This is a genomic window from Streptomyces sp. NPDC001796 (assembly GCF_042892355.1).
Taxonomy (GTDB): domain Bacteria; phylum Actinomycetota; class Actinomycetes; order Streptomycetales; family Streptomycetaceae; genus Streptomyces.
Window position 1 is genome coordinate 134,899 of record NZ_JBIAUC010000017.1, and the last position, 17,678, is coordinate 152,576.

Genomic DNA, 17,678 nt, shown 5'->3' on the forward strand with positions numbered 1-17,678 from the left:
ACGCGCACAACATGAGGAAAGCAGTCCGGAAAGCCCCACTGTGCACCCTTGTGCGAATCCAGGGGAGCGTCTTGGGTGGGACGAGCGATGCCGGTCCGGCCTCCTGGGGTTCGGATCGGCGACCTGGTGGAACCTCAGGAGGATCCTGACATGTCCGATTCGGTGAGTGACTGTACGGAGCACCGCTCCGCCGTCACCGAAGCCGACGTGGAGGCGCTGGTCCGCGGTATCTGCTTCAAGACCGGACCGCCCCGCTCGATCGGTGTCGAAGTGGAATGGCTCGTCCACGAGCCGCGCACGCCGTGGCTCCCCGTACCACCGGAACGTCTCGACGCGGCCTACGCCGCACTGCGGACCCTGCCCCTGCGTTCGGCCCTCACGGTCGAACCCGGCGGTCAGCTGGAGCTCAGCTCCGCTCCGGCCGCCTCCCTCATGGAGTGCGTCGGGTCCGTCTCCGCCGACCTCGACGCGGTGCGCGCCGTGCTGCGCGAGGCCGGCCTCGCCCTCAGCGGCCACGGCCACGACCCCTGGCGCCCTCCCCGCCGCTACCTCCGCGAGCCGCGCTACGACGCCATGGAGCGCTGCCTGGACCGTGCGGGGCCCGAGGGTCGGTCCATGATGTGCTCCTCCGCATCCGTGCAGGTGTGCCTGGACGCCGGACACGAGGAGCCGGGGCCCCTGGGGTTCGGGCGGCGCTGGTGGCTGGCGCACCAGCTGGGCGCGGTCCTGGTCGCCGCGTTCGCGCACTCCCCGCTGGCCGGGGGCCGGCCCACGGGCTGGCGCTCCACGCGGCAGTCCCTGTGGACGGCCATGGACCCCGGCCGCTCCAGCGCGCCCCCGCTCGACCGCGACCCGCGCGCCGCCTGGGCCAGGCATGTGCTGGACGCGCCGGTGATGTGCGTCCGCGACGGCAGCGGTCCCTGGCGCGTGCCGCGGGGCCTGAGCTTCCGGGCCTGGACCCGGTCCGCCGATCCGCCGGAGCGGGGTGACCTCGACTACCACCTGACGACCCTGTTCCCTCCGGTCAGACCGCGCGGCCACCTGGAACTGCGCATGATCGACGCGCAGCCGGGTGACGACGGCTGGATCGTGCCGCTCGCCGTGACGGCCGCGCTCTTCGACGACCCCGAGGCCGCCGAGACCGCGTACCGGTCGGTGAAACACCTCGCCGAGCGGGCGGGTCCCATGCCGCCGCCGTGCAACCCGCTGTGGATCGCCGCGGCCCGCGACGGTCTGGCCGACCCCGAGCTGCACGAGGCCGCCGTCGCCTGCTTCGCGGCCGCCGTCGAGGCGCTGCCGAGGCTCGGTGCCACCGCCGACGTGCTGGGCGCCGTCGCCGAGTTCGCCGACCGCTATGTGGCCCGGGGCCGCTGCCCCGCCGACGACCTGCTGCTCCGGTTCCACGGGAAGGACACCCCCTCCGGCGGGGACGACACCCGGTTCCACGGGAAGGACATGCGCACATGACCGACGAACGGTCCCCGATCGACCCCGAGATACTCCGGGAGCGCGCGCTGGACGCCCTCACCACGGCCCGCGACCGCACCGCGCTCCTGACCACCTGCGTCGAAGAGCCCGACCTGACGGCGCAGCACTCCCCGCTGATGTCGCCGCTGGTGTGGGACCTCGCGCACATCGGCAACCAGGAAGAGCTCTGGCTGCTGCGCGCGGTCGCCGGCCGGGAGGCGATGCGGCCCGAGATCGACGGGCTGTACGACGCCTTCGAGCACCCGCGCGCCGAGCGGCCCTCGCTGCCGCTGCTGCCGCCCGAGGAGGCCCGGCGCTACGCCGCCGAGGTGCGCGGGCGGGCCCTGGACGTGCTGGAGCGCACGCCGCTCACGGGCCGGCGCCTGACCGAGGCGGGCTTCGCCTTCGGCATGATCGCCCAGCACGAGCAGCAGCACGACGAGACCATGCTGATCACGCACCAGCTCCGCAAGGGCCCGCAGGCGCTCACCGCCCCGGATCCGGAGCCGGTGGCACCGTACGACGGCCCGGCCGAGGTCTTCGTGCCCGGCGGCCCGTTCATCATGGGCACCTCCACCGAGCCGTGGGCACTGGACAACGAACGGCCCGCGCACCAGCGCCAGGTGCCGCCGTTCTACATCGACGCCGTCCCGGTGACGAACGGCGCCTACGCGGCCTTCATCGAGGACGGCGGCTACGGCGACGAGCGCTGGTGGAGCCCTGAGGGCTGGGCCCATGTCCGGAAGCACGGCATCGAGGCCCCGCTGTTCTGGCGCCGCGAGGCCGGGCAGTGGCTGCGCCGCCGCTTCGGTGTCACCGAGGTCGTACCGCCCGACGAGCCGGTGCTGCACGTGTGCTGGTACGAGGCGGACGCGTACGCGCGCTGGGCGGGGCGCCGACTGCCCACCGAGATCGAGTGGGAGAAGGCGGCCCGCCACGACCCGGCCACGGGACGGTCCCGGCGCTACCCCTGGGGCGACGCCGACCCGACCCCCGAGCACGCCAACCTCGGGCAGCGGCACCTGCGTCCCGCGCCGGCCGGCAGTTATCCGGCGGGTGCCTCCCCGCAGGGCGTACGGCAGTTGATCGGCGACGTGTGGGAGTGGACGTCGAGCGACTTCCTGCCCTACCCGGGGTTCACGACGTTCCCTTACAAGGAGTACTCGGAGGTGTTCTTCGGACCGGAGTACAAGGTGCTGCGCGGCGGTTCGTTCGCCGTGGACCCGGTGGCCTGCCGGGGCACCTTCCGGAACTGGGACTATCCGATCCGGCGCCAGATCTTCTCCGGATTCCGCACCGCCAGGGACGTGTGATGTGCCGTCATCTCGCCTACCTGGGCCCTGAGGAGCCGCTCGGCCGGCTCCTCAGGGAGCCGTCGCACAGCCTGTACCGGCAGTCGTGGGAGCCGCGGCGGCAGCGGTACGGGACGGTCAACGCCGACGGCTTCGGCGTCGGCTGGTACGCCGAGGGTGATCCGGTGCCCGCGCGGTACCGCCGGATGGAGCCCATCTGGAGCGACCCGTCCTTCGCCGATCTGGCGCGGGTCGTGCGCTCCGGTGCGCTGCTGGCGGCCGTACGGGACGCGACCGATGGGTGCGCCGCCGGAGAGGCCGCGGCGGCGCCGTTCGCGGCGGGCCGGTGGCTGTTCAGCCACAACGGGGCGGTGCCCGGATGGCCCCGCTCCGTCGCCGACCTCGCCCGGTCCCTGCCTTCGGCCGAACTGCTGTCGCTGGAGGCCCGCACCGACTCGGCCCTCGTCTGGGCGCTGGTGCTGAACCGGCTGCGTGCCGGCGACGACGCGGGGCAGGCGCTGACCGACACCGTGCTGGAGATCGCCACGGCGGCCCCCGACTCCCGGCTCAACCTGCTGCTCACCAACGGCTCGACGATCGCGGCGACCGCGTGGGGCGACACCCTGTGGTACCTCGCCGAACCGGGCAGCAGCATCGTCGTCGCCTCCGAGCCCCACGACGACGACCCGCGCTGGCAGGAGGTGCCCGACCGCACGCTGCTCACGGCCGACACCACCGACGTCCTGCTGACCCCGCTGAAGGACCCGCGCGACGACATGGCATCCTCCCCCACTCTCGGCTCCGCTCGAGTGGGGGCACCCCCATCATCCGAGGAGCCCCGCACGTGAGCCCGTTCCATGTGACCCGCACCCTTCCGGAGGACGCCACGGACGCCGCGCTGCGCGCCGACGTCCTCGACGGCCTCACCCGCAGTCCCAAGACGCTGCCCCCGAAGTGGTTCTACGACGCCCACGGCAGCGACTTGTTCGAAAAGATCACCGAGCTGCCGGAGTACTACCCCACACGCGCCGAACGGGAGATCCTGATCGCCCGCTCCGGCGAGATCGCGGCCGCGGCCGACGCGCGCACACTGGTCGAGCTGGGCTCCGGCTCGTCCGAGAAGACACGGCACCTGCTGGACGCGATGAGCGGACTGCACACCTACGTCCCCGTCGACGTCAGCGAGAGCGCGCTCACCCAGGCGGGACAGGCGCTGGCCGCCGAGCGGCCCGGTCTGCACGTCCACGCGCTCATCGCCGACTTCACGGCGGGACTCGAGCTGCCGGAGACACCCGGGCCGCGGCTCGTCGCGTTCCTCGGCGGCACGATCGGCAACCTGGTGCCCGCCGAACGGGCGACGTTCCTCAAGGCCGTCAGGGCCCTGATGGCGCCAGGGGACACGCTGCTGCTCGGCACCGACCTGGTGAAGGACCCCTCGGTGCTGGTGGCGGCGTACGACGACACGGCCGGGGTGACGGCCGCGTTCGACAAGAACGTGCTGGCCGTCGTCAACCGGGAGCTGGGCGCCGACTTCGACCCGGACGCCTTCGACCATGTGGCGCTGTGGGACGCGGAGAACGAGTGGATCGAGATGCGGCTGCGGGCGCGCACCGCGCAGACCGTGAAGGTTCCCGCGCTCGACCTGGCGGTCGAATTCGCCGAGGGCGAGGAACTGCGCACGGAGGTGTCGGCGAAGTTCCGCAAGGACGGTGTGAGCCGTGAACTGGCCGCCGCCGGGCTGGAGCTGACGCGCTGGTGGACGGACCGGGAAGGGAGGTTCGCCCTGTCCCTGAGTTCGGCGTGCCGGGCCGACTGAGCCGGCGCGCGCCACACACCCGCGGACACCCGCCAAGGAGAGGAGCACCCGCATGACCGACCACATCTACCGGGTCACCGAGATAGTCGGCAGCTCGCCCGAGGGCATCGACCAAGCCGTCCGCAACGGGATCGAGCGCGCCTCGCAGACCCTGCGCAACCTGGACTGGTTCGAGGTCACGCAGGTCAGGGGCCGGATCGAGAACGGGCGGATCGAGCACTACCAGGTCGGCCTGAAGGTGGGCTTCCGGCTCGAGGAGGGCGAGTAGCGGAGAGCGATGGGCGCGCCTCTCACGTCGGCCGAGGGCGCGCCTCTCACGTCCGCCGAGGGCGCGCCTCTCACGTCCGCCCCTCGCGTTCCTGGGCGTCCTTCAGGGCGGCGGACGGGGACGCCCAGCGGGCGCGGACGACGGTGAAACCCGCTCGTTCGGCATCCTGGCAGACCAGTTCGTCGTCGTCGACGAGAACACGGACCTCCCGGCCGCGGGCCAGTTCGCGCAGCAGTTCCAGCTTGGTGACGCGGGCGGGCCTGCGGTCGCCGTTCGACCGCATGTACAGACGGCCCTCGGGCAGCCCGTGGGCGGCGAGCCAGTCGAGGGTGTCGCGCCGGCAGCGCGCGGGCCGCCCGGTCAGATAGACCAGCTCGCACTCCTCGGCGGTCCTCAGCGCGAGCGCGATCCCCTCGGCCAGCGGCGGGTCCTGCGGCGCGGCGGCGAAGAAGGCGTCCCAGTCGCGCGGTCTCGTGAGAAGGAAACGCTGCCGGTGCTCGGTGTCGGCGAGGGTGTTGTCCAGGTCGAAGACGGCGACGGGCCTGCTGTCGTTGGTCACGCACCCACTCTAAGGAGAGAACCTCGGGGCTGCCGTCAGCCGTCCGGCCGAGCCGGGGCCGGCGGCCATACGCCGGGCGCGAGGACGCCCTCGACGTACGCGCGCGCCACCAGGGCCGCCTTGCCGGTCACACCCCAGCGGCGGGAGAGCTGCTTGAAGTGGTAGTTGACGCCGTCCACGGTCAGTCCCACGGCGGAGGCGATCTGGCCGGTCGTGGAACCGGCCGCCGCCAGCGCGAGGATCCGGGCCTCGATCTCGTCGGCCTTGACGGGCGGGACGCCGCGGTCCTGCGCCGGGGCGGGGACGTCCTCCCGGACGGGGAGCATCAGCAGCAGGTCCGGGGCGTTGTGGGAGGCCTCTCCGACCAGGTCGACGGTCATCTCGCCGCGGCGCTCGACGCCGGCCGCGGTGGTCCAGCCGACCGCGACGGTGTAACGGGACCTGCGGTGCAGCCGGATCGCCTCGGTGACCGCGCGCAACTCGTCCCTCGTCTCCGGGTGGAACAGATCGAGGATGCTGCGCCCGCGCAGGGGACCGGCGAGTGTGCCCCACTCGCCCGCCATGGCCGCGTTCACCCGCAGGATGGTGCCGTCGGTCGTGCAGTAGGCCGTGGGCACCGGGAGCCGGTCGAACAGGCCCAGCGCGCGGTTGCGCCAGAAGACCGCCGCGCGGCTGTCCGGCACCGGGGATCTGGTGGGCGGCAGGGGTATCCGCCGTGGGCGGAAATCCATGCGGGTCCTCCTTCCGTCGGGGACAGCGGCGTTCGCTCCCCAGTCAAGTGGTAAGGACCGCGCCGGTGCCACTCGTCACGCGGAAGAGTGAGAACATCCGTCGGCCAGGCAACCTCCCCACCACGGAACTTCGTCCTTTCAGACGTGCACGACTCACCTGCTTCAGTACTCCGTCACGCCAGATTCTCGTACAGCAGTGGTATATGACCCAACCATGGCCAAACCTCACGTTGCGGACCGTCCGCCGGTATCGCAGGGTCAGAGGGTGAGCGCACTCTCGCCCGCCCCCGCCCCCACGCGCACCGGGGGCGGCGCCCGTCGCATCCGTCTTCCCTTCGACAACCGACTGCTGCCCGGCGCCGCGTCGGCCCTCGCGCTGTTCGCCTCCATCCGCATGGCCGGTATCGTCGCGATCGCCGTGGCGAACCACCTCTCCGGCCACCCGATGCTCAAGGGTCTGGCCCACTCGTGGGACTCCCGCTGGTACCTGCACATCGCACAGCACGGCTACGGCACGTACGTCCACGTCCTCCACAACGGTGCCGTCCAGCGGGACTGGGCGTTCTTCCCCCTGTACCCGGGACTCATCCGCGCCGTGTACACCGTTCTGCCGATCACTCCGGGCGCCGCCGCCCTGCTGGTCGCCTGGAGCGCCGCCGGGGTGGCCGCGTACGGCATCTACGTGATCGGCCACCGCCTGTACGGACGCGCGGTCGCCACCGTCCTCGTCGGCGTGTGGGCCGCGATGCCGCAGTCCGTCGTCCTCAACCTCGCCTACACCGAGTCCCTGCTGACCGCGCTCGCCGTCTGGGCGCTGTACGCGGTGATGACGGGCCGCTGGCTGTGGGCCGGGGTGCTGGCGGCCCTGGCGGGCCTGTCCCGGCCCACGGGGTTCTCCGTGGCCGCCGCGGTGGTCGTCGTCGCCGTGCACGAGATCGTCAGACGGCGCGGCCGGGTCCCGCTCGGAATGTGGTTCGGCGCCGCCGTCGCACCCCTCGGCTGGGTGAGTTTCGTGCTGTGGGTGGGCGCCCATATGGGTGATCTGTTCGGCGGCTACTTCACCGTGCAGCGCGCCTGGGACTCCCGATTCGACTTCGGTGCGGGCTCGCTGCACTTCCTCAAGGGACTGCTGGTGCACGGCGGCCGGGTCGTCTACCCCCTGGCGCTGGTGATCGTCGCCGCGGCAGTCCTGCTGTTCTGCCTGCTGTGCTTCGAACGGGCGCCTCTGGGGCTGATCGTCTACGCCGGGATGCTGCTCCTGATCACGGTCGGCGGCTCCGGTCCCTACGCGTCGAAGCCGCGTTTCCTGCTGCCCGCCTTCCCGTTGCTGATCCCGCTGGCGCGGGGGCTCGTGCGGACCTGGCGGGTGCGGCCGAAACAGGCCTGGCTGCTCGGCATCGCGCTGACCCTGCTCTCCGTGACCTACGGGACGTACCTCCTGACGGCCAGCCGCACCCCGTTGTGAGCCGGGGACTTCAGGGCTTGACGGCGACCGCCCCGAACTGCGGGACCGTGACCGCGGAGTCGGACACCGCGTCGGGCCGCCAGTGGGCGCACGAGACGAGGCCGGGGGCGAGGATGTCCAGGCCGTCGAAGAAGGACGTGACCTCCGCGCGGGTGCGGGCGGTGATGGGCGGGGTCGCGTTGTCGTTCCAGAACCGCATCGCCTCGACGTTGCCCTGCCCGCCGAGGTCGGCGTCCGTGGTGGGGTGGGTCAGAGCGAGGTAACTGCCGGACGGCACCGCGGACATGAGGGTGCGGACGATCTCCCGTGCCCGGTCGGTGTCGAGGACGAAGTTGAGGACGCCGAGCATCATGACGGCGACGGGGCGGGTGAGGTCGAGGGTGGCCGCCGCGCGGCGGACGACGGATTCCGGGTCGTGCACGTCCGCGTCGACGTAGTCGGTGGCTCCCTCGGGGGTGGTGGTCAGCAGCGTGCGGGCGTGGACCAGCACGACGGGGTCGTTGTCGACGTACACGATCCGGGACTCGGGCGCGATGCGCTGGGCGATCTCGTGGGTGTTGTCCAGCGTCGGCAGCCCGGTGCCGACGTCCAGGAACTGCCGCACCCCGCACTCCTCGGCCAGGAACCGGACCGCCCGCCCGAGGAAGGCGCGGTCCGCGCGGGCCACTTCGCGGATCACCGGGAACATCGACGCGACCTGGTCGCCGACCTTCTGGTCGATCTCGTAGTTGTCCCGGCCGCCGATCCAGTAGTTCCACACCCGGGCGTTGTGGGCCACCTGGGTGTCCACCCGTGTCGGCCCGCCCGACTGGCGCTGGTGCTCGCTCACGTCCGACTCCCCTCGGTCTCGGCGGTGGCGTGCCGCCGGCGGCCATTGTGCCGTCGCCGCGGTGCCTCGGGGGCGGTTGCGCCGCTGTCTGGCCCGTGCCGCGGCGGGTACCCGCAGGGTGTCAGTACTCTTTGGGGAGATGAGTCGGATGCGCTTCCTCGGAATGCTCCTCCTCGCGGCCACCGCCGCCTTCACCGGGTTGCTGATCGCCGACAATCTGGGCGGCGGCCCGCACTACACCGTTTCGATGCTCGGTCAGAACATCGCCACCATGAACACCCTCGCCGTCTTCTGCGCCGGTCTCGCCCTGGCCCTGATCTTCGCGCTGGCCCTGGCCACGGCGGTGAGCGCGGCGACGCACCGGCCACGGGGTGCACGCAGGCCCCGCCGGACCGCCGTGGTCGACGATCTGGGCGGACCCGACACCCGGCGCTGACGAGAGGCCCTCAACGGTTGGGCCGGGCGTTGCCGACCTCCGCCAGAACCGAATGCGGGTCCTCGGCCGCGGCGAGGTCGCCCAGGCTGACGATGCCGACCGGGCAGCCGCCCTTCTCGACGACGGGCAGCCTGCGCACGGCGTGGCGGCGCATCAGGGCGGCCGCGTGGTCGGTGGTGTCGTCGGGCGCGAGCGTCACGACGGGGGGACGGCTGCACACCGAGCCCGCGGTCGTGGTCTCCGGGTCACCGTTCTCGGCGATCATCCGGACCACGATGTCGCGGTCGGTGAGCACCCCGAACAGGTCGCTGTCGTACGTCACCAGCACGTCGCCGACGTTCTCGTCGCGCATCAGGCGGGCCGCCCGCGCCACGGAGGTCATCGGCTCGACGGCGACCGCGCCACGGGACATCACGTCTCGTACCTGCCTGGTCATTGGGAATCCTCCTGGTTCGTCGTGTCGGAGTGCGGCTCCCGGTCGGCCGCCCCGGGCTCGGGACCGGCGCGCCAGCCGCTGAAGCGGTGGACGGTGACCACGACCACCGGTCCGTCCGGCGGGCTGTCCCGGTACTGGGGGTACTTCCGCCCCAGCAGGGCGAGCGCGGCCTCGTACTCGCCGCTGTCGTCGTCCTCGGACGCCTCCGGCTCCACGACCCGGGCGCCTCCGTCGGCCCGTACCCACCACAGCCGCTCCCAGTCCTCGTCGTACGTGTCCACCAGCAGGCTCACGGCCGGGTGGACGGCGATGTTGTGCAGCCGCTTCAGATGCCGGGAGCTCTTGGGCTTGCGGTCGACGGCCATGACGATCCCGCCGTCGCCGCGCACGGCGAACACGACCGGTACGAGGTGGGGGCGCCCCTCGGGGTCCACCGTCGCCAGCCGCGCCACCCGGGCATCGGTGAACCGTCGCCGTGCCTCGTCCTCTTCGATCCGCGGCACTCCCGCTCCTCCTCGGTCGCGTGACACCGCCGCGGGACAGCTCCGGCTCGTCGGCGGGTACTCCTTACGGCGCCGGCGGGTACCCGGCGTCGGCGCTCTCACACGGTCGGCCCTCGGATGCCGCCGTGCGGGAGACGGGGGCACACTGGAAACCCGGCCCGCGCCCCGGCCTGCCGACCGACCAGGCAAGGAGGCCGTCGTGGAATTCGACGTGATCGTGGAGATCCCGCAGGGATCGCGCAACAAGTACGAGATGGACCACGCCCAGCACCGCATCCGTCTGGACCGGATGCTGTTCACCTCCACCCAGTACCCGGCCGACTACGGCTACATCGACCACACGCTCGGCCGGGACGGCGATCCGCTCGACGCCCTCGTCATCGTCGGCGAGCCCACCTTCCCCGGCTGCGCGATCGAGTGCCGCGCCGTCGGCATGTTCGTCATGAAGGACGAGAAGGGCCCCGACGACAAGATCCTGTGCGTCCCGGCGCACGATCCCCGCTACGCGGGGGTCCAGGACATCGGTGACGTCCCCGCCTTCGACCGGCTGGAGATCACCCACTTCTTCGAGGTGTACAAGGACCTGGAGCCCGGCAAGTCGGTGGAGGGGTCCCACTGGGAGGGGCGCGAGCAGGCGTACGCGGAGATCGAGGCCTCCCGCCGACGCGCCTCGGAGGGCTGAGAGTCGATCGGAGCTCTCAGCGCCGGGCCCGCGCGCGCCCGGGCCGGGTGACGGCGAGCAGGATCAGGGCGAGGGCCTGGACCACGGCGACGACAGTGATCAGGGCCGGGATCGAGGTCCCGTAGAGGGCCCCGGTCAGGGCGCCGCCCACCAGGCTCGCCGCGCCGACCACCCCGGCGAAGATCCCGTACGCGGTCGCCCGCCGCCCGGAGGGCACGAGGTCGGCGACCGTCGCCCGCAGCGTGGACTCCTGCACGCCCATGGCGGCGCCCCACACCAGCGATCCGGCCACGGCGACCGTCACCGTGCGGGTGAACCCGAGCACCGGGACGGCCGCCGACAGCAGGGGCAGCACCGCGAGCACGCGGGGCCCGTACCGGTCGTAGGCCCATCCGGTGGCCAGCGCGGCGACCGCGTCGACGGCCATGGCGGCCGCGTATACCAGCGGCACCCATGCCGTGTGCGCCAGGTGCCGTTCGACGAGGTGGTAGGAGAGCAGGCCGAAGGTGGTGAAGCCGGCGGTGGTGGCCGCGGTGAAGGCCGCGTAGGTCCAGAACGCGGTGGGCAGGCGGCCGCCGGCGGTCCCGGGTGCGGCCGAGGGCGGGGTGATCTCGCGCTCGTACGCCTCCGGGTCGGGCACCCGGGCCCGCAGCCACACCAGCAGCCCGAGCACCGCCACGCCGGGCAGGGCCAGCACGCCCAGTGCCGGCCCGTAGTCGCCGCCCGTGAGGGCGAGGACCCCGGCGACGGTCAGCGGCCCGACGAGGGCTCCCACCTGGTCCATCGCCTCGTGGACGGCGAAACCGCGGCCGCGTCCCGTGACGGCCGTGGCGTGCGACAGCAGGGTGTCCTTCGCCGGGGACCGCACCGCCTTGCCGACCCGCTCGGCGATCACCAGTGCGCAGGCCACCCAGAGCGTCCCGACCACGCCGAGCAGGGGTACGGAGACCACCGTGAGCGCGTACCCGGCGATCGCGAGGCCCCAGAACCGGCGCGTGCGGTCGGCGAGCGGTCCGGAGACCAGCCGCAGCCCCAGCGCGGCGGCCTCGCCCGCGCCGGTGACCACGCCGACGACGAGAGAGGAGGCGCCGAGCGACGCCAGCAGCGGACCGGTGACGGAGCGGGCGCCCTCGTACACGAAGTCCGCGAGCAGGCTGACCGTGCCGAACCAGACCACGAACCGCCACGGCCCCATCCGGGCCCGCGCCGGCGCCTGTCGCACCGATGTCACACCCACTGCGCCTCCCCGGATCCGGACACCGACCGAGTCGGCGCGGTGTCTGCAACGAGCACGTCGACTGCATTATCGACTACACGCGTGTCGGCGTTGCCCGGCTGCGGTCCCGCTTCGGGGCCGCCGGTGGGCGAGGGCGTGCAGGGCCTCGGGGTCCTGGCGAAACGGGCCGCGCCCAGGGCCCGCGGGTGCGCCTGCCCGGTGACGAACCCGGCGGCGGTGAGCCGTCCGACGAGTGGGTCGCCGCGGAAGCCGGCGGCGCCCGGCTGGGCGTCAGTGGCTGAACCCGCTCGGATCGAGGTCGCGGGGCAGCAGCATGACGCGGTGGAGGTTGCAGGCGGGCGCGTGGGACGCCGGTGGCTGAGCGGCCTGGTGGGCGTGCAGCGCCACGCTCACCAGACTCAGCAGCAGGTCGACGTCGGTGTCGCAGTCCAGACGCACGGTCACCCAGCGTGAGCCGGGCAGGATCCGGATGGCGGTCGACTCCGCGAGGTCGCCGGAGAAACGGCGGATGGCCCCGGTGGTCAGGTGCAGGTCCGCCTCGCGGTCGCCGTGGAAGTGGACGATCTCGCTGTGCGGGGTGCTGAGCGCCAGCCCCGTGCCGCAACTGGCCGGCCCCACCGTGAGGTCGGGCCAGGCGTCGAGCCGCTCCAGAGCGCGCTGGGCCAAAGTCATGCGCCCATCGTCGTCTCCTCACTCCACCGCCACCAGAGGTTGAGGGTTCTGTAACCGGGCCGTGAGGTTGAGGCTTCGGAACAGGCGTGTCCAGGGTCGCCCCTGACGTGCGTGGCCGTGTGAGGACCGTGCAAAAAGGGCCCGAGCGACCGTCAGGGCCGTATCAAGGCCGGTCCTTTCCGCTCCGGGAGTGTCTGGCGTCGGCCGTATGGAAGGCCGCGACGAGGCGCGACGCGATCTGCACGACGTCGCCGGCGGGTACCGCCCCGTGCCGCCGTCTCCAGCGCTCGCTGGACATGGAGGAGGCCCGACTTGCCGACATCGACGCCAGCGAGCGTTGTTCCGGGCGGTCGGCCGTCTGCCGGCCGTTCTTAACGGAAGCTTGACGCCTCGACGCCGGTCATTCGTGGGCCCTGGCGTCACTCTCTGCTTACGCTGGTGCGGCCGTCCGTATGAGGCCGATTCCCGCACCAAGCCGCACGTCAGGCGCACGCCGCACAACAGGAGAGCACGTCCATGGCCGCGACCACCGAACACCCGCCTGCGAGTCGATTGCGGGCGTGGATGCTGCAGGGGCTGTCCGACATGGGCAAGGGCACCGCGCAGGGGCCGCATGCCCAGCCCGAGCCCCCGCACAAGGGCCAGCGCTGGTGGCGCGTGATGTGCCTGACCGGCGTCGACTACTTTTCCACCCTCGGCTACCAGCCCGGCATCGCCGCCCTCGCCGCCGGTCTGCTCTCCCCCGTCGCCACCGTCGTCCTCGTCGTCGTGACCCTCGCCGGCGCACTGCCCGTCTACCGCCGTGTCGCCGAGGAGAGTCCGCACGGCGAAGGCTCCATCGCCATGCTGGAGCGCCTGCTCTCCTTCTGGCAGGGCAAGCTCTTCGTCCTCACCCTGCTCGGGTTCGCCGCCACCGACTTCCTGATCACCATCACCCTCTCCGCCGCCGACGCCTCCACCCACCTGGTGGAGAACCCGCATCTGACGGGTGTGCTCCACGGGAAGGAGATGGTGATCACCCTCTTCCTCGTGGCGCTGCTGGGCGCGGTCTTCCTCAAGGGCTTCCTGGAGGCGATCGGTGTCGCGGTCGCCCTGGTGGTGACCTATCTGGGCCTGAACGCCGTCGTCGTGGCCGTCGGCCTGTGGCACGTGGTCACCGCCGGGCATGTGGTGACCGACTGGAGCAACGCCCTGACCGTCCAGCACGGCAACGTGTACGCCATGATCGGCGTGTCACTGATCGTCTTCCCCAAACTGGCGCTCGGCCTGTCCGGCTTCGAGACCGGCGTCGCCGTCATGCCCCACGTCCAGGGCGACCCCGGCGACACCGAGGAGAAGCCCACCGGCCGTATCCGGGACACCAAGAAGCTGCTCACGGCCGCGGCGCTGATCATGAGCGTCTTCCTGATCGCCACCAGCTTCATCACCACCGTGCTGATCCCGGCGAAGGAGTTCGAGCCGGGCGGCCAGGCCAACGGCCGTGCCCTTGCATACCTCGCGCACCGGTATCTGGGCGGCGGTTTCGGCACCCTCTACGACATCTCGACCATTGCGATCCTGTGGTTCGCGGGCGCCTCCGCCATGGCCGGGCTGCTCAACCTGATGCCCCGCTACCTGCCCCGCTACGGCATGGCCCCGCACTGGGCCCGCGCGGTGCGCCCCATGGTCATCGTCTTCACGCTGATCGCCTTCCTCGTCACCTGGATCTTCGACGCCAACGTCGACGCCCAGGGCGGCGCCTACGCCACCGGCGTCCTGGTGCTGATGTCGTCCGCGGCGATCGCGGTGACCATCGCCGCGCGCAAGGCCCGTCAGCGGGGCTGGACCATCGGCTTCGCGGTCGTCTCGGCGGTCCTGCTCTACGTCACCGTCGTCAACGTCATCGAGCGGCCGGACGGTGTGAAGATCGGCGCCTGCTTCATCGCCGGGATCATCCTCGTCTCACTGCTGTCGCGGCTCGCCCGTGCCTTCGAGCTCCGTGTGACCAGCGTGACGCTCGATGGCATGGCGGAACGTTTCGTCAGGGATATCGCCAGCCGCCGTATCCGCTTCATCGCCAATGAGCCGGACCGGCGGGACGTCGTGGAGTACCGCGAGAAGATCGAGCAGATCCGGGCGGACAACGACGTCACGGCCCAGGAGGACTTCGTCTTCGTGGAGGTGACCGTCGGCGACCCCTCGGAGTTCGAGGCGGGGCTGGTCGTGCGTGGAGAGGTGCTGCACGGCCGCTACCGCGTCCTGACGCTGGAGTCGTCCTCGATCCCCAACGCCCTGGCTGCGCTGCTCCTCCACGTCCGTGACAGGACCGGCTGCATCCCGCACATCTACTTCGAGTGGACCGAGGGCAGCCCGTTCGCCAACTTCCTGCGCTTCTTCCTCTTCGGCCAGGGCGAGGTGGCCCCGGTCACCCGGGAGGTCCTGCGGGAGGCGGAGCCGGACCGCAAACGGAGGCCGCGGGTCCACGTCGGCTGAGCGGGTCCACGACGGCGCAGCGGGTCCACGACGGCCGCCGGGGGTGCGTCACGGGCCGCCCCCGTGTTCTCCCTCCCCACCGAGCGGTATGAGGCCGATCGGGTGACGATGGACGTGTACTGACGTGACCACGCTGCTGCCAGAAGGAGGCAGGTGTCATGACATCTCCTTCCGATTCACCGGGCCCCGTCCCCTCACACGGCACCGAACCGCGAACACGAGAGACACCGCAAGCACAGGAGAAGCCTCTGGTCGAAGGCATGTCCGCCCTGGCGAACATGGGCTGGCAGATCCTGCTCACCATGGGCATCGCCAGCATCGCCCTGGGCGTCGTCGCCCTGGTCTGGCCGGGCGCGACGCTGCGCGTCGCCGGTGTGCTCTTCGGCATCTACCTGTTGGTCACAGGCGTCTTCGAGCTCGCCGCCGCCTTCGGCGCCCACGTCCCCCGGCACCTTCGCGTACTGCACTTCATCACCGGTGCGGCCTCCATCCTGCTGGGGTTGGTCTCCTTCCGGGGCCCCCTGGAGTCGCTCCTGCTGCTGGCCCTGTGGATCGGCTTCAGCTGGGTGCTGCGCGGCACCACGGAGACGGCCGCAGCGGCATCCGTCCAGGACATGCCGGCGCGCGGCTGGCATGTGGCTTTCGGGATCATCGGCACTCTGGCCGGCATCGTGATGATCATCATGCCGTTCGCCTCGATCGCGACACTCACCCTGGTCGTGGGCGTCATGGCCATCGTCCTGGGCCTGACCGAGGTGGTCCGCGCCATCAGGACGCGTGTCGAGATCGGCCAGCTCGCGCCGGGCACGGGCACTCAGCGGCGACCCCTGTTCCACGCCCGTCCGCACCCCCAGCACTGATCGGCGGAGCCGGATCGGGCGGCTGCGGCGGAGCGCAGGTGCCGGGCATGCCGAACGACAGGCGCCGCAGTTGCTCCTGGACCGTGAGGCCGTCGCCCTGGTTCTCGGCGGGCGGCGATCAGCCTGATGACCCGCCGTCCCGTCCGACTAGGGACTCGTGCCGGTGTTGCCATCGTCATTCGAAGAGCCCCACTGCTTCCCCTCGCCCGGAGCGGAATCGTCCTCTTGCTCGCCCAGCAGCTCCAGGATTGCGGCATCCGCCTTTCGCCTGGAAGACACCCCTCCCACTCAACGTCGAAGAAGTCCTTCACGTCATCCCACAGCAGCTCAGACACCAAGCAATGCTGACCTCACCGGCAACACAACGCACCCCGATTTCCTTGACGAAGCCCATAGGGGCCCCGGCCGAGCAGCGGCCCAACTGACAGCGGTTGATGCGTGCGCGCTCGGCTGGAGGGCGTCATCCAGGGAGCGGCCGCGCCCCGACCGGGTCACGACCCGGCGCCGGCGAGGAGCACGAGGTACCAGGCGACCAGTGCCGCGCACACCAGCGCGGGGGCGAACTTGGCCGGCCCGTCCCCCTTGCGCACGTGCATGATCACAGCGCCGGCGAGCAGCAGCAACAGCCCGATACCGGCCAGTCCTCCGCACAGCGGCACCGCCGGGCCGAGGGCCACGCCGACGGCGCCTGCCAGCTCCAGCGCACCGACGACCCGGTAGGCCCGGGTGCTGAAGCCGGCATGTGCGGCCATCTCGGGCATGGGCCCCAGGGCCAGGAGCTTGGCCACGCCCAACAGGGCGAAGATCAAGGCGATGAGACAGACGAGAGTGACGTAGAGGTACATCAGATCCCTGAACGATGTGGCAATCACGGACATGTGGCCGGCAGAGCAGGCCGGCCACACTCGGGCGCTCGGACTTCGGATCCCGCCCGACCAGGCGGGGGCAGTGCCGTCAGGCCCAGGCGACGGCGTGCTCGGCGGGCACCCGGGGCAGGCGCGGGAACCACGGGTCGGCACCGGGGTGACCGATGTTGACCACCAGATGCGATTGCCAGCTCGTACCGGCGAAGAACTCCCCGTCCACGCCGGCCTTGTCGAAGCCCGCCATGGGACCCGCCGCGAGCCCCGCCGCGCGCACCGCGAGGAGGAACACCCCGGTCTGCAACGCCGAGTTGTAGGCCGCGAGGGTCTCGCGCGTCTCGGTCCTGTCGGCGAACGCCGCTCGCAGCATCTCGCCGCGGGCCGGGAAGACGGTCGGCATCTGCTCGTGGAAATCGACGTCGTACGCCAGGATCGCCACGGCCGGAGCACCGAGCGTCTTGGCCCTGTTGCCCTCGTCGAGGTGCCGGACCAGTCGCTCCTTGCCCTCACGGGTGCGCACGAAGAGCACACGCAGAGGCTGGCAGTTGGCGGCGCTCGGCGACCAGCGGGCGAGCTCCCAGATCATGGCGAGTTCGTCGTCGGCAACGGCGGTCTCGGCGAACGTGTTGGAGGTGCGGGCTTCGGTGAACAGCAGCTTTCGCCCGGCGTCGTCGAGGACGTCGAGGGCCTGCGGTCCACGGTCGGTCATGCTCACGGTTTCTCTCTTACTTCGGTGTTGCGGACGGTGCGGTGCCGGGACGGGTTCTCCGCCTCGGCACCATGCGGCAGGACTGGGTTTGCGGAGCCGGGTCCCTGCCGACGGTCATGTGCGGTGCGTCGACCGCTTGCTTCGCTCCTCGCCCAACCCGGCGAAGTAGGCGACCAGTTCGGGGTTGTCGACCGCCGCCGGGTTGAGGACCTGATCGGCGGGGGCGCCCTGGAGGAGGCGCTTGACGGGAACCTCGAGCTTCTTGCCCGTCCTCGTGTGGGGAATCGCCGGCACGGCGAGGATCTCGTCGGGGACGTGGCGGGGTGAGGCGCCGGTGCGGATCGCGTCGTGGATCTTCTCGCGCAGGGAGTCGTCCAGGAC

General features: G+C 71.6%; 19 protein-coding genes and 1 pseudogene. 10 read left to right on the plus strand and 10 right to left on the minus strand.

The genetic code is table 11. The annotated features are described in order from the left end of the window. Positions 1-150: 150 nt before the first annotated feature. The 5 genes from egtA to ACFYZE_RS28055 are packed head-to-tail and all read left to right on the plus strand — an operon-like array spanning position 151 to position 4,843. Entirely contained in the window at positions 151-1,467 is a 1,317-nt protein-coding gene (egtA, locus tag ACFYZE_RS28035; RefSeq protein WP_388999711.1) for an ergothioneine biosynthesis glutamate--cysteine ligase EgtA, read from the plus strand. Next, positions 1,464-2,780, plus strand: a complete 1,317-nt coding sequence (egtB, locus tag ACFYZE_RS28040) for an ergothioneine biosynthesis protein EgtB (RefSeq protein WP_388999714.1) — start codon at positions 1,464-1,466, stop codon at positions 2,778-2,780. Before egtA ends, egtB begins: the two co-directional genes overlap by 4 nt. Then, positions 2,780-3,607, plus strand: coding sequence for an ergothioneine biosynthesis protein EgtC (gene egtC / locus ACFYZE_RS28045; RefSeq protein ID WP_388999717.1), 828 nt, complete (start codon positions 2,780-2,782; stop codon positions 3,605-3,607). The genes egtB and egtC overlap by 1 nt, the downstream gene beginning before the upstream one ends. Then, a complete protein-coding gene (egtD, locus tag ACFYZE_RS28050) occupies positions 3,604-4,575 on the plus strand; it encodes an L-histidine N(alpha)-methyltransferase (protein WP_388999720.1) in 972 nt (323 codons plus the stop codon). Before egtC ends, egtD begins: the two co-directional genes overlap by 4 nt. A 52-nt stretch (positions 4,576-4,627) precedes the next feature. After that, the gene (locus ACFYZE_RS28055; protein ID WP_388999723.1) at positions 4,628-4,843 is read left to right on the plus strand and encodes a dodecin; all 216 of its coding nucleotides are present in this window, start codon (positions 4,628-4,630) and stop codon (positions 4,841-4,843) included. Between the two features lie 70 nt (positions 4,844-4,913). On the opposite strand, the gene ACFYZE_RS28060 is transcribed toward ACFYZE_RS28055, so the two are convergent. Further along, complete coding sequence (locus ACFYZE_RS28060; RefSeq protein ID WP_388999726.1) at positions 4,914-5,402, minus strand: hypothetical protein; 489 nt, start codon at positions 5,400-5,402, stop codon at positions 4,914-4,916. 35 nt (positions 5,403-5,437) lie between these two features. After that, complete coding sequence (locus tag ACFYZE_RS28065; RefSeq protein ID WP_388999729.1) at positions 5,438-6,133, minus strand: helix-turn-helix transcriptional regulator; 696 nt, start codon at positions 6,131-6,133, stop codon at positions 5,438-5,440. A 265-nt stretch (positions 6,134-6,398) separates the two neighbouring features. Here ACFYZE_RS28065 and ACFYZE_RS28070 point away from each other — a divergent pair, with 265 nt between their 5' ends. Then, positions 6,399-7,598: a hypothetical protein gene (locus ACFYZE_RS28070; RefSeq protein WP_388999732.1), complete on the plus strand. Its 1,200-nt coding sequence runs from the start codon at positions 6,399-6,401 to the stop codon at positions 7,596-7,598. Between the two features lie 10 nt (positions 7,599-7,608). On the opposite strand, the gene ACFYZE_RS28075 is transcribed toward ACFYZE_RS28070, so the two are convergent. Continuing rightward, the gene (locus ACFYZE_RS28075; protein WP_388999736.1) at positions 7,609-8,427 is read right to left on the minus strand and encodes an SAM-dependent methyltransferase; all 819 of its coding nucleotides are present in this window, start codon (positions 8,425-8,427) and stop codon (positions 7,609-7,611) included. A 139-nt stretch (positions 8,428-8,566) separates the two neighbouring features. Here ACFYZE_RS28075 and ACFYZE_RS28080 point away from each other — a divergent pair, with 139 nt between their 5' ends. Further along, entirely contained in the window at positions 8,567-8,863 is a 297-nt protein-coding gene (locus tag ACFYZE_RS28080) for a hypothetical protein (RefSeq protein ID WP_388999738.1), read from the plus strand. Between the two features lie 10 nt (positions 8,864-8,873). Here the strand turns inward: ACFYZE_RS28080 and ACFYZE_RS28085 are convergent, their stop codons facing one another. Both ACFYZE_RS28085 and ACFYZE_RS28090 read right to left on the minus strand, forming a co-directional pair. Beyond that, positions 8,874-9,299, minus strand: a complete 426-nt coding sequence (locus tag ACFYZE_RS28085) for a CBS domain-containing protein (protein ID WP_388999740.1) — start codon at positions 9,297-9,299, stop codon at positions 8,874-8,876. Beyond that, positions 9,296-9,802, minus strand: a complete 507-nt coding sequence (locus ACFYZE_RS28090) for a TIGR03668 family PPOX class F420-dependent oxidoreductase (RefSeq protein WP_388999742.1) — start codon at positions 9,800-9,802, stop codon at positions 9,296-9,298. Before ACFYZE_RS28090 ends, ACFYZE_RS28085 begins: the two co-directional genes overlap by 4 nt. Positions 9,803-10,001: 199 nt before the next feature. Here ACFYZE_RS28090 and ACFYZE_RS28095 point away from each other — a divergent pair, with 199 nt between their 5' ends. Continuing rightward, a complete protein-coding gene (locus ACFYZE_RS28095) occupies positions 10,002-10,484 on the plus strand; it encodes an inorganic diphosphatase (protein WP_263228498.1) in 483 nt (160 codons plus the stop codon). Between the two features lie 16 nt (positions 10,485-10,500). Here the strand turns inward: ACFYZE_RS28095 and ACFYZE_RS28100 are convergent, their stop codons facing one another. Both ACFYZE_RS28100 and ACFYZE_RS28105 read right to left on the minus strand, forming a co-directional pair. Further along, positions 10,501-11,715, minus strand: a complete 1,215-nt coding sequence (locus ACFYZE_RS28100) for an MFS transporter (protein WP_388999746.1) — start codon at positions 11,713-11,715, stop codon at positions 10,501-10,503. A gap of 276 nt (positions 11,716-11,991) precedes the next feature. After that, entirely contained in the window at positions 11,992-12,393 is a 402-nt protein-coding gene (locus tag ACFYZE_RS28105) for a luciferase family protein (protein ID WP_388999749.1), read from the minus strand. Positions 12,394-12,909: 516 nt separating this feature from the next. On the opposite strand from ACFYZE_RS28105, the gene ACFYZE_RS28110 reads away from it, so the two are divergent. Both ACFYZE_RS28110 and ACFYZE_RS28115 read left to right on the plus strand, forming a co-directional pair. Continuing rightward, complete coding sequence (locus ACFYZE_RS28110) at positions 12,910-14,865, plus strand: amino acid transporter (protein ID WP_388999752.1); 1,956 nt, start codon at positions 12,910-12,912, stop codon at positions 14,863-14,865. 158 nt (positions 14,866-15,023) lie between these two features. Beyond that, positions 15,024-15,725, plus strand: coding sequence for an HdeD family acid-resistance protein (locus ACFYZE_RS28115; protein ID WP_388999755.1), 702 nt, complete (start codon positions 15,024-15,026; stop codon positions 15,723-15,725). Positions 15,726-16,216: 491 nt separating this feature from the next. Here the strand turns inward: ACFYZE_RS28115 and ACFYZE_RS28120 are convergent, their stop codons facing one another. The 3 genes and pseudogenes from ACFYZE_RS28120 to ACFYZE_RS28130 all read right to left on the minus strand — a co-directional run. After that, a complete protein-coding gene (locus ACFYZE_RS28120) occupies positions 16,217-16,603 on the minus strand; it encodes a DoxX family protein (protein WP_388999758.1) in 387 nt (128 codons plus the stop codon). A 76-nt stretch (positions 16,604-16,679) separates the two neighbouring features. Next, a complete protein-coding gene (locus ACFYZE_RS28125; protein WP_388999761.1) occupies positions 16,680-17,297 on the minus strand; it encodes a malonic semialdehyde reductase in 618 nt (205 codons plus the stop codon). Between the two features lie 114 nt (positions 17,298-17,411). Continuing rightward, a pseudogene (locus tag ACFYZE_RS28130) lies at positions 17,412-17,678 on the minus strand (acetoacetate--CoA ligase); the annotation flags it as partial.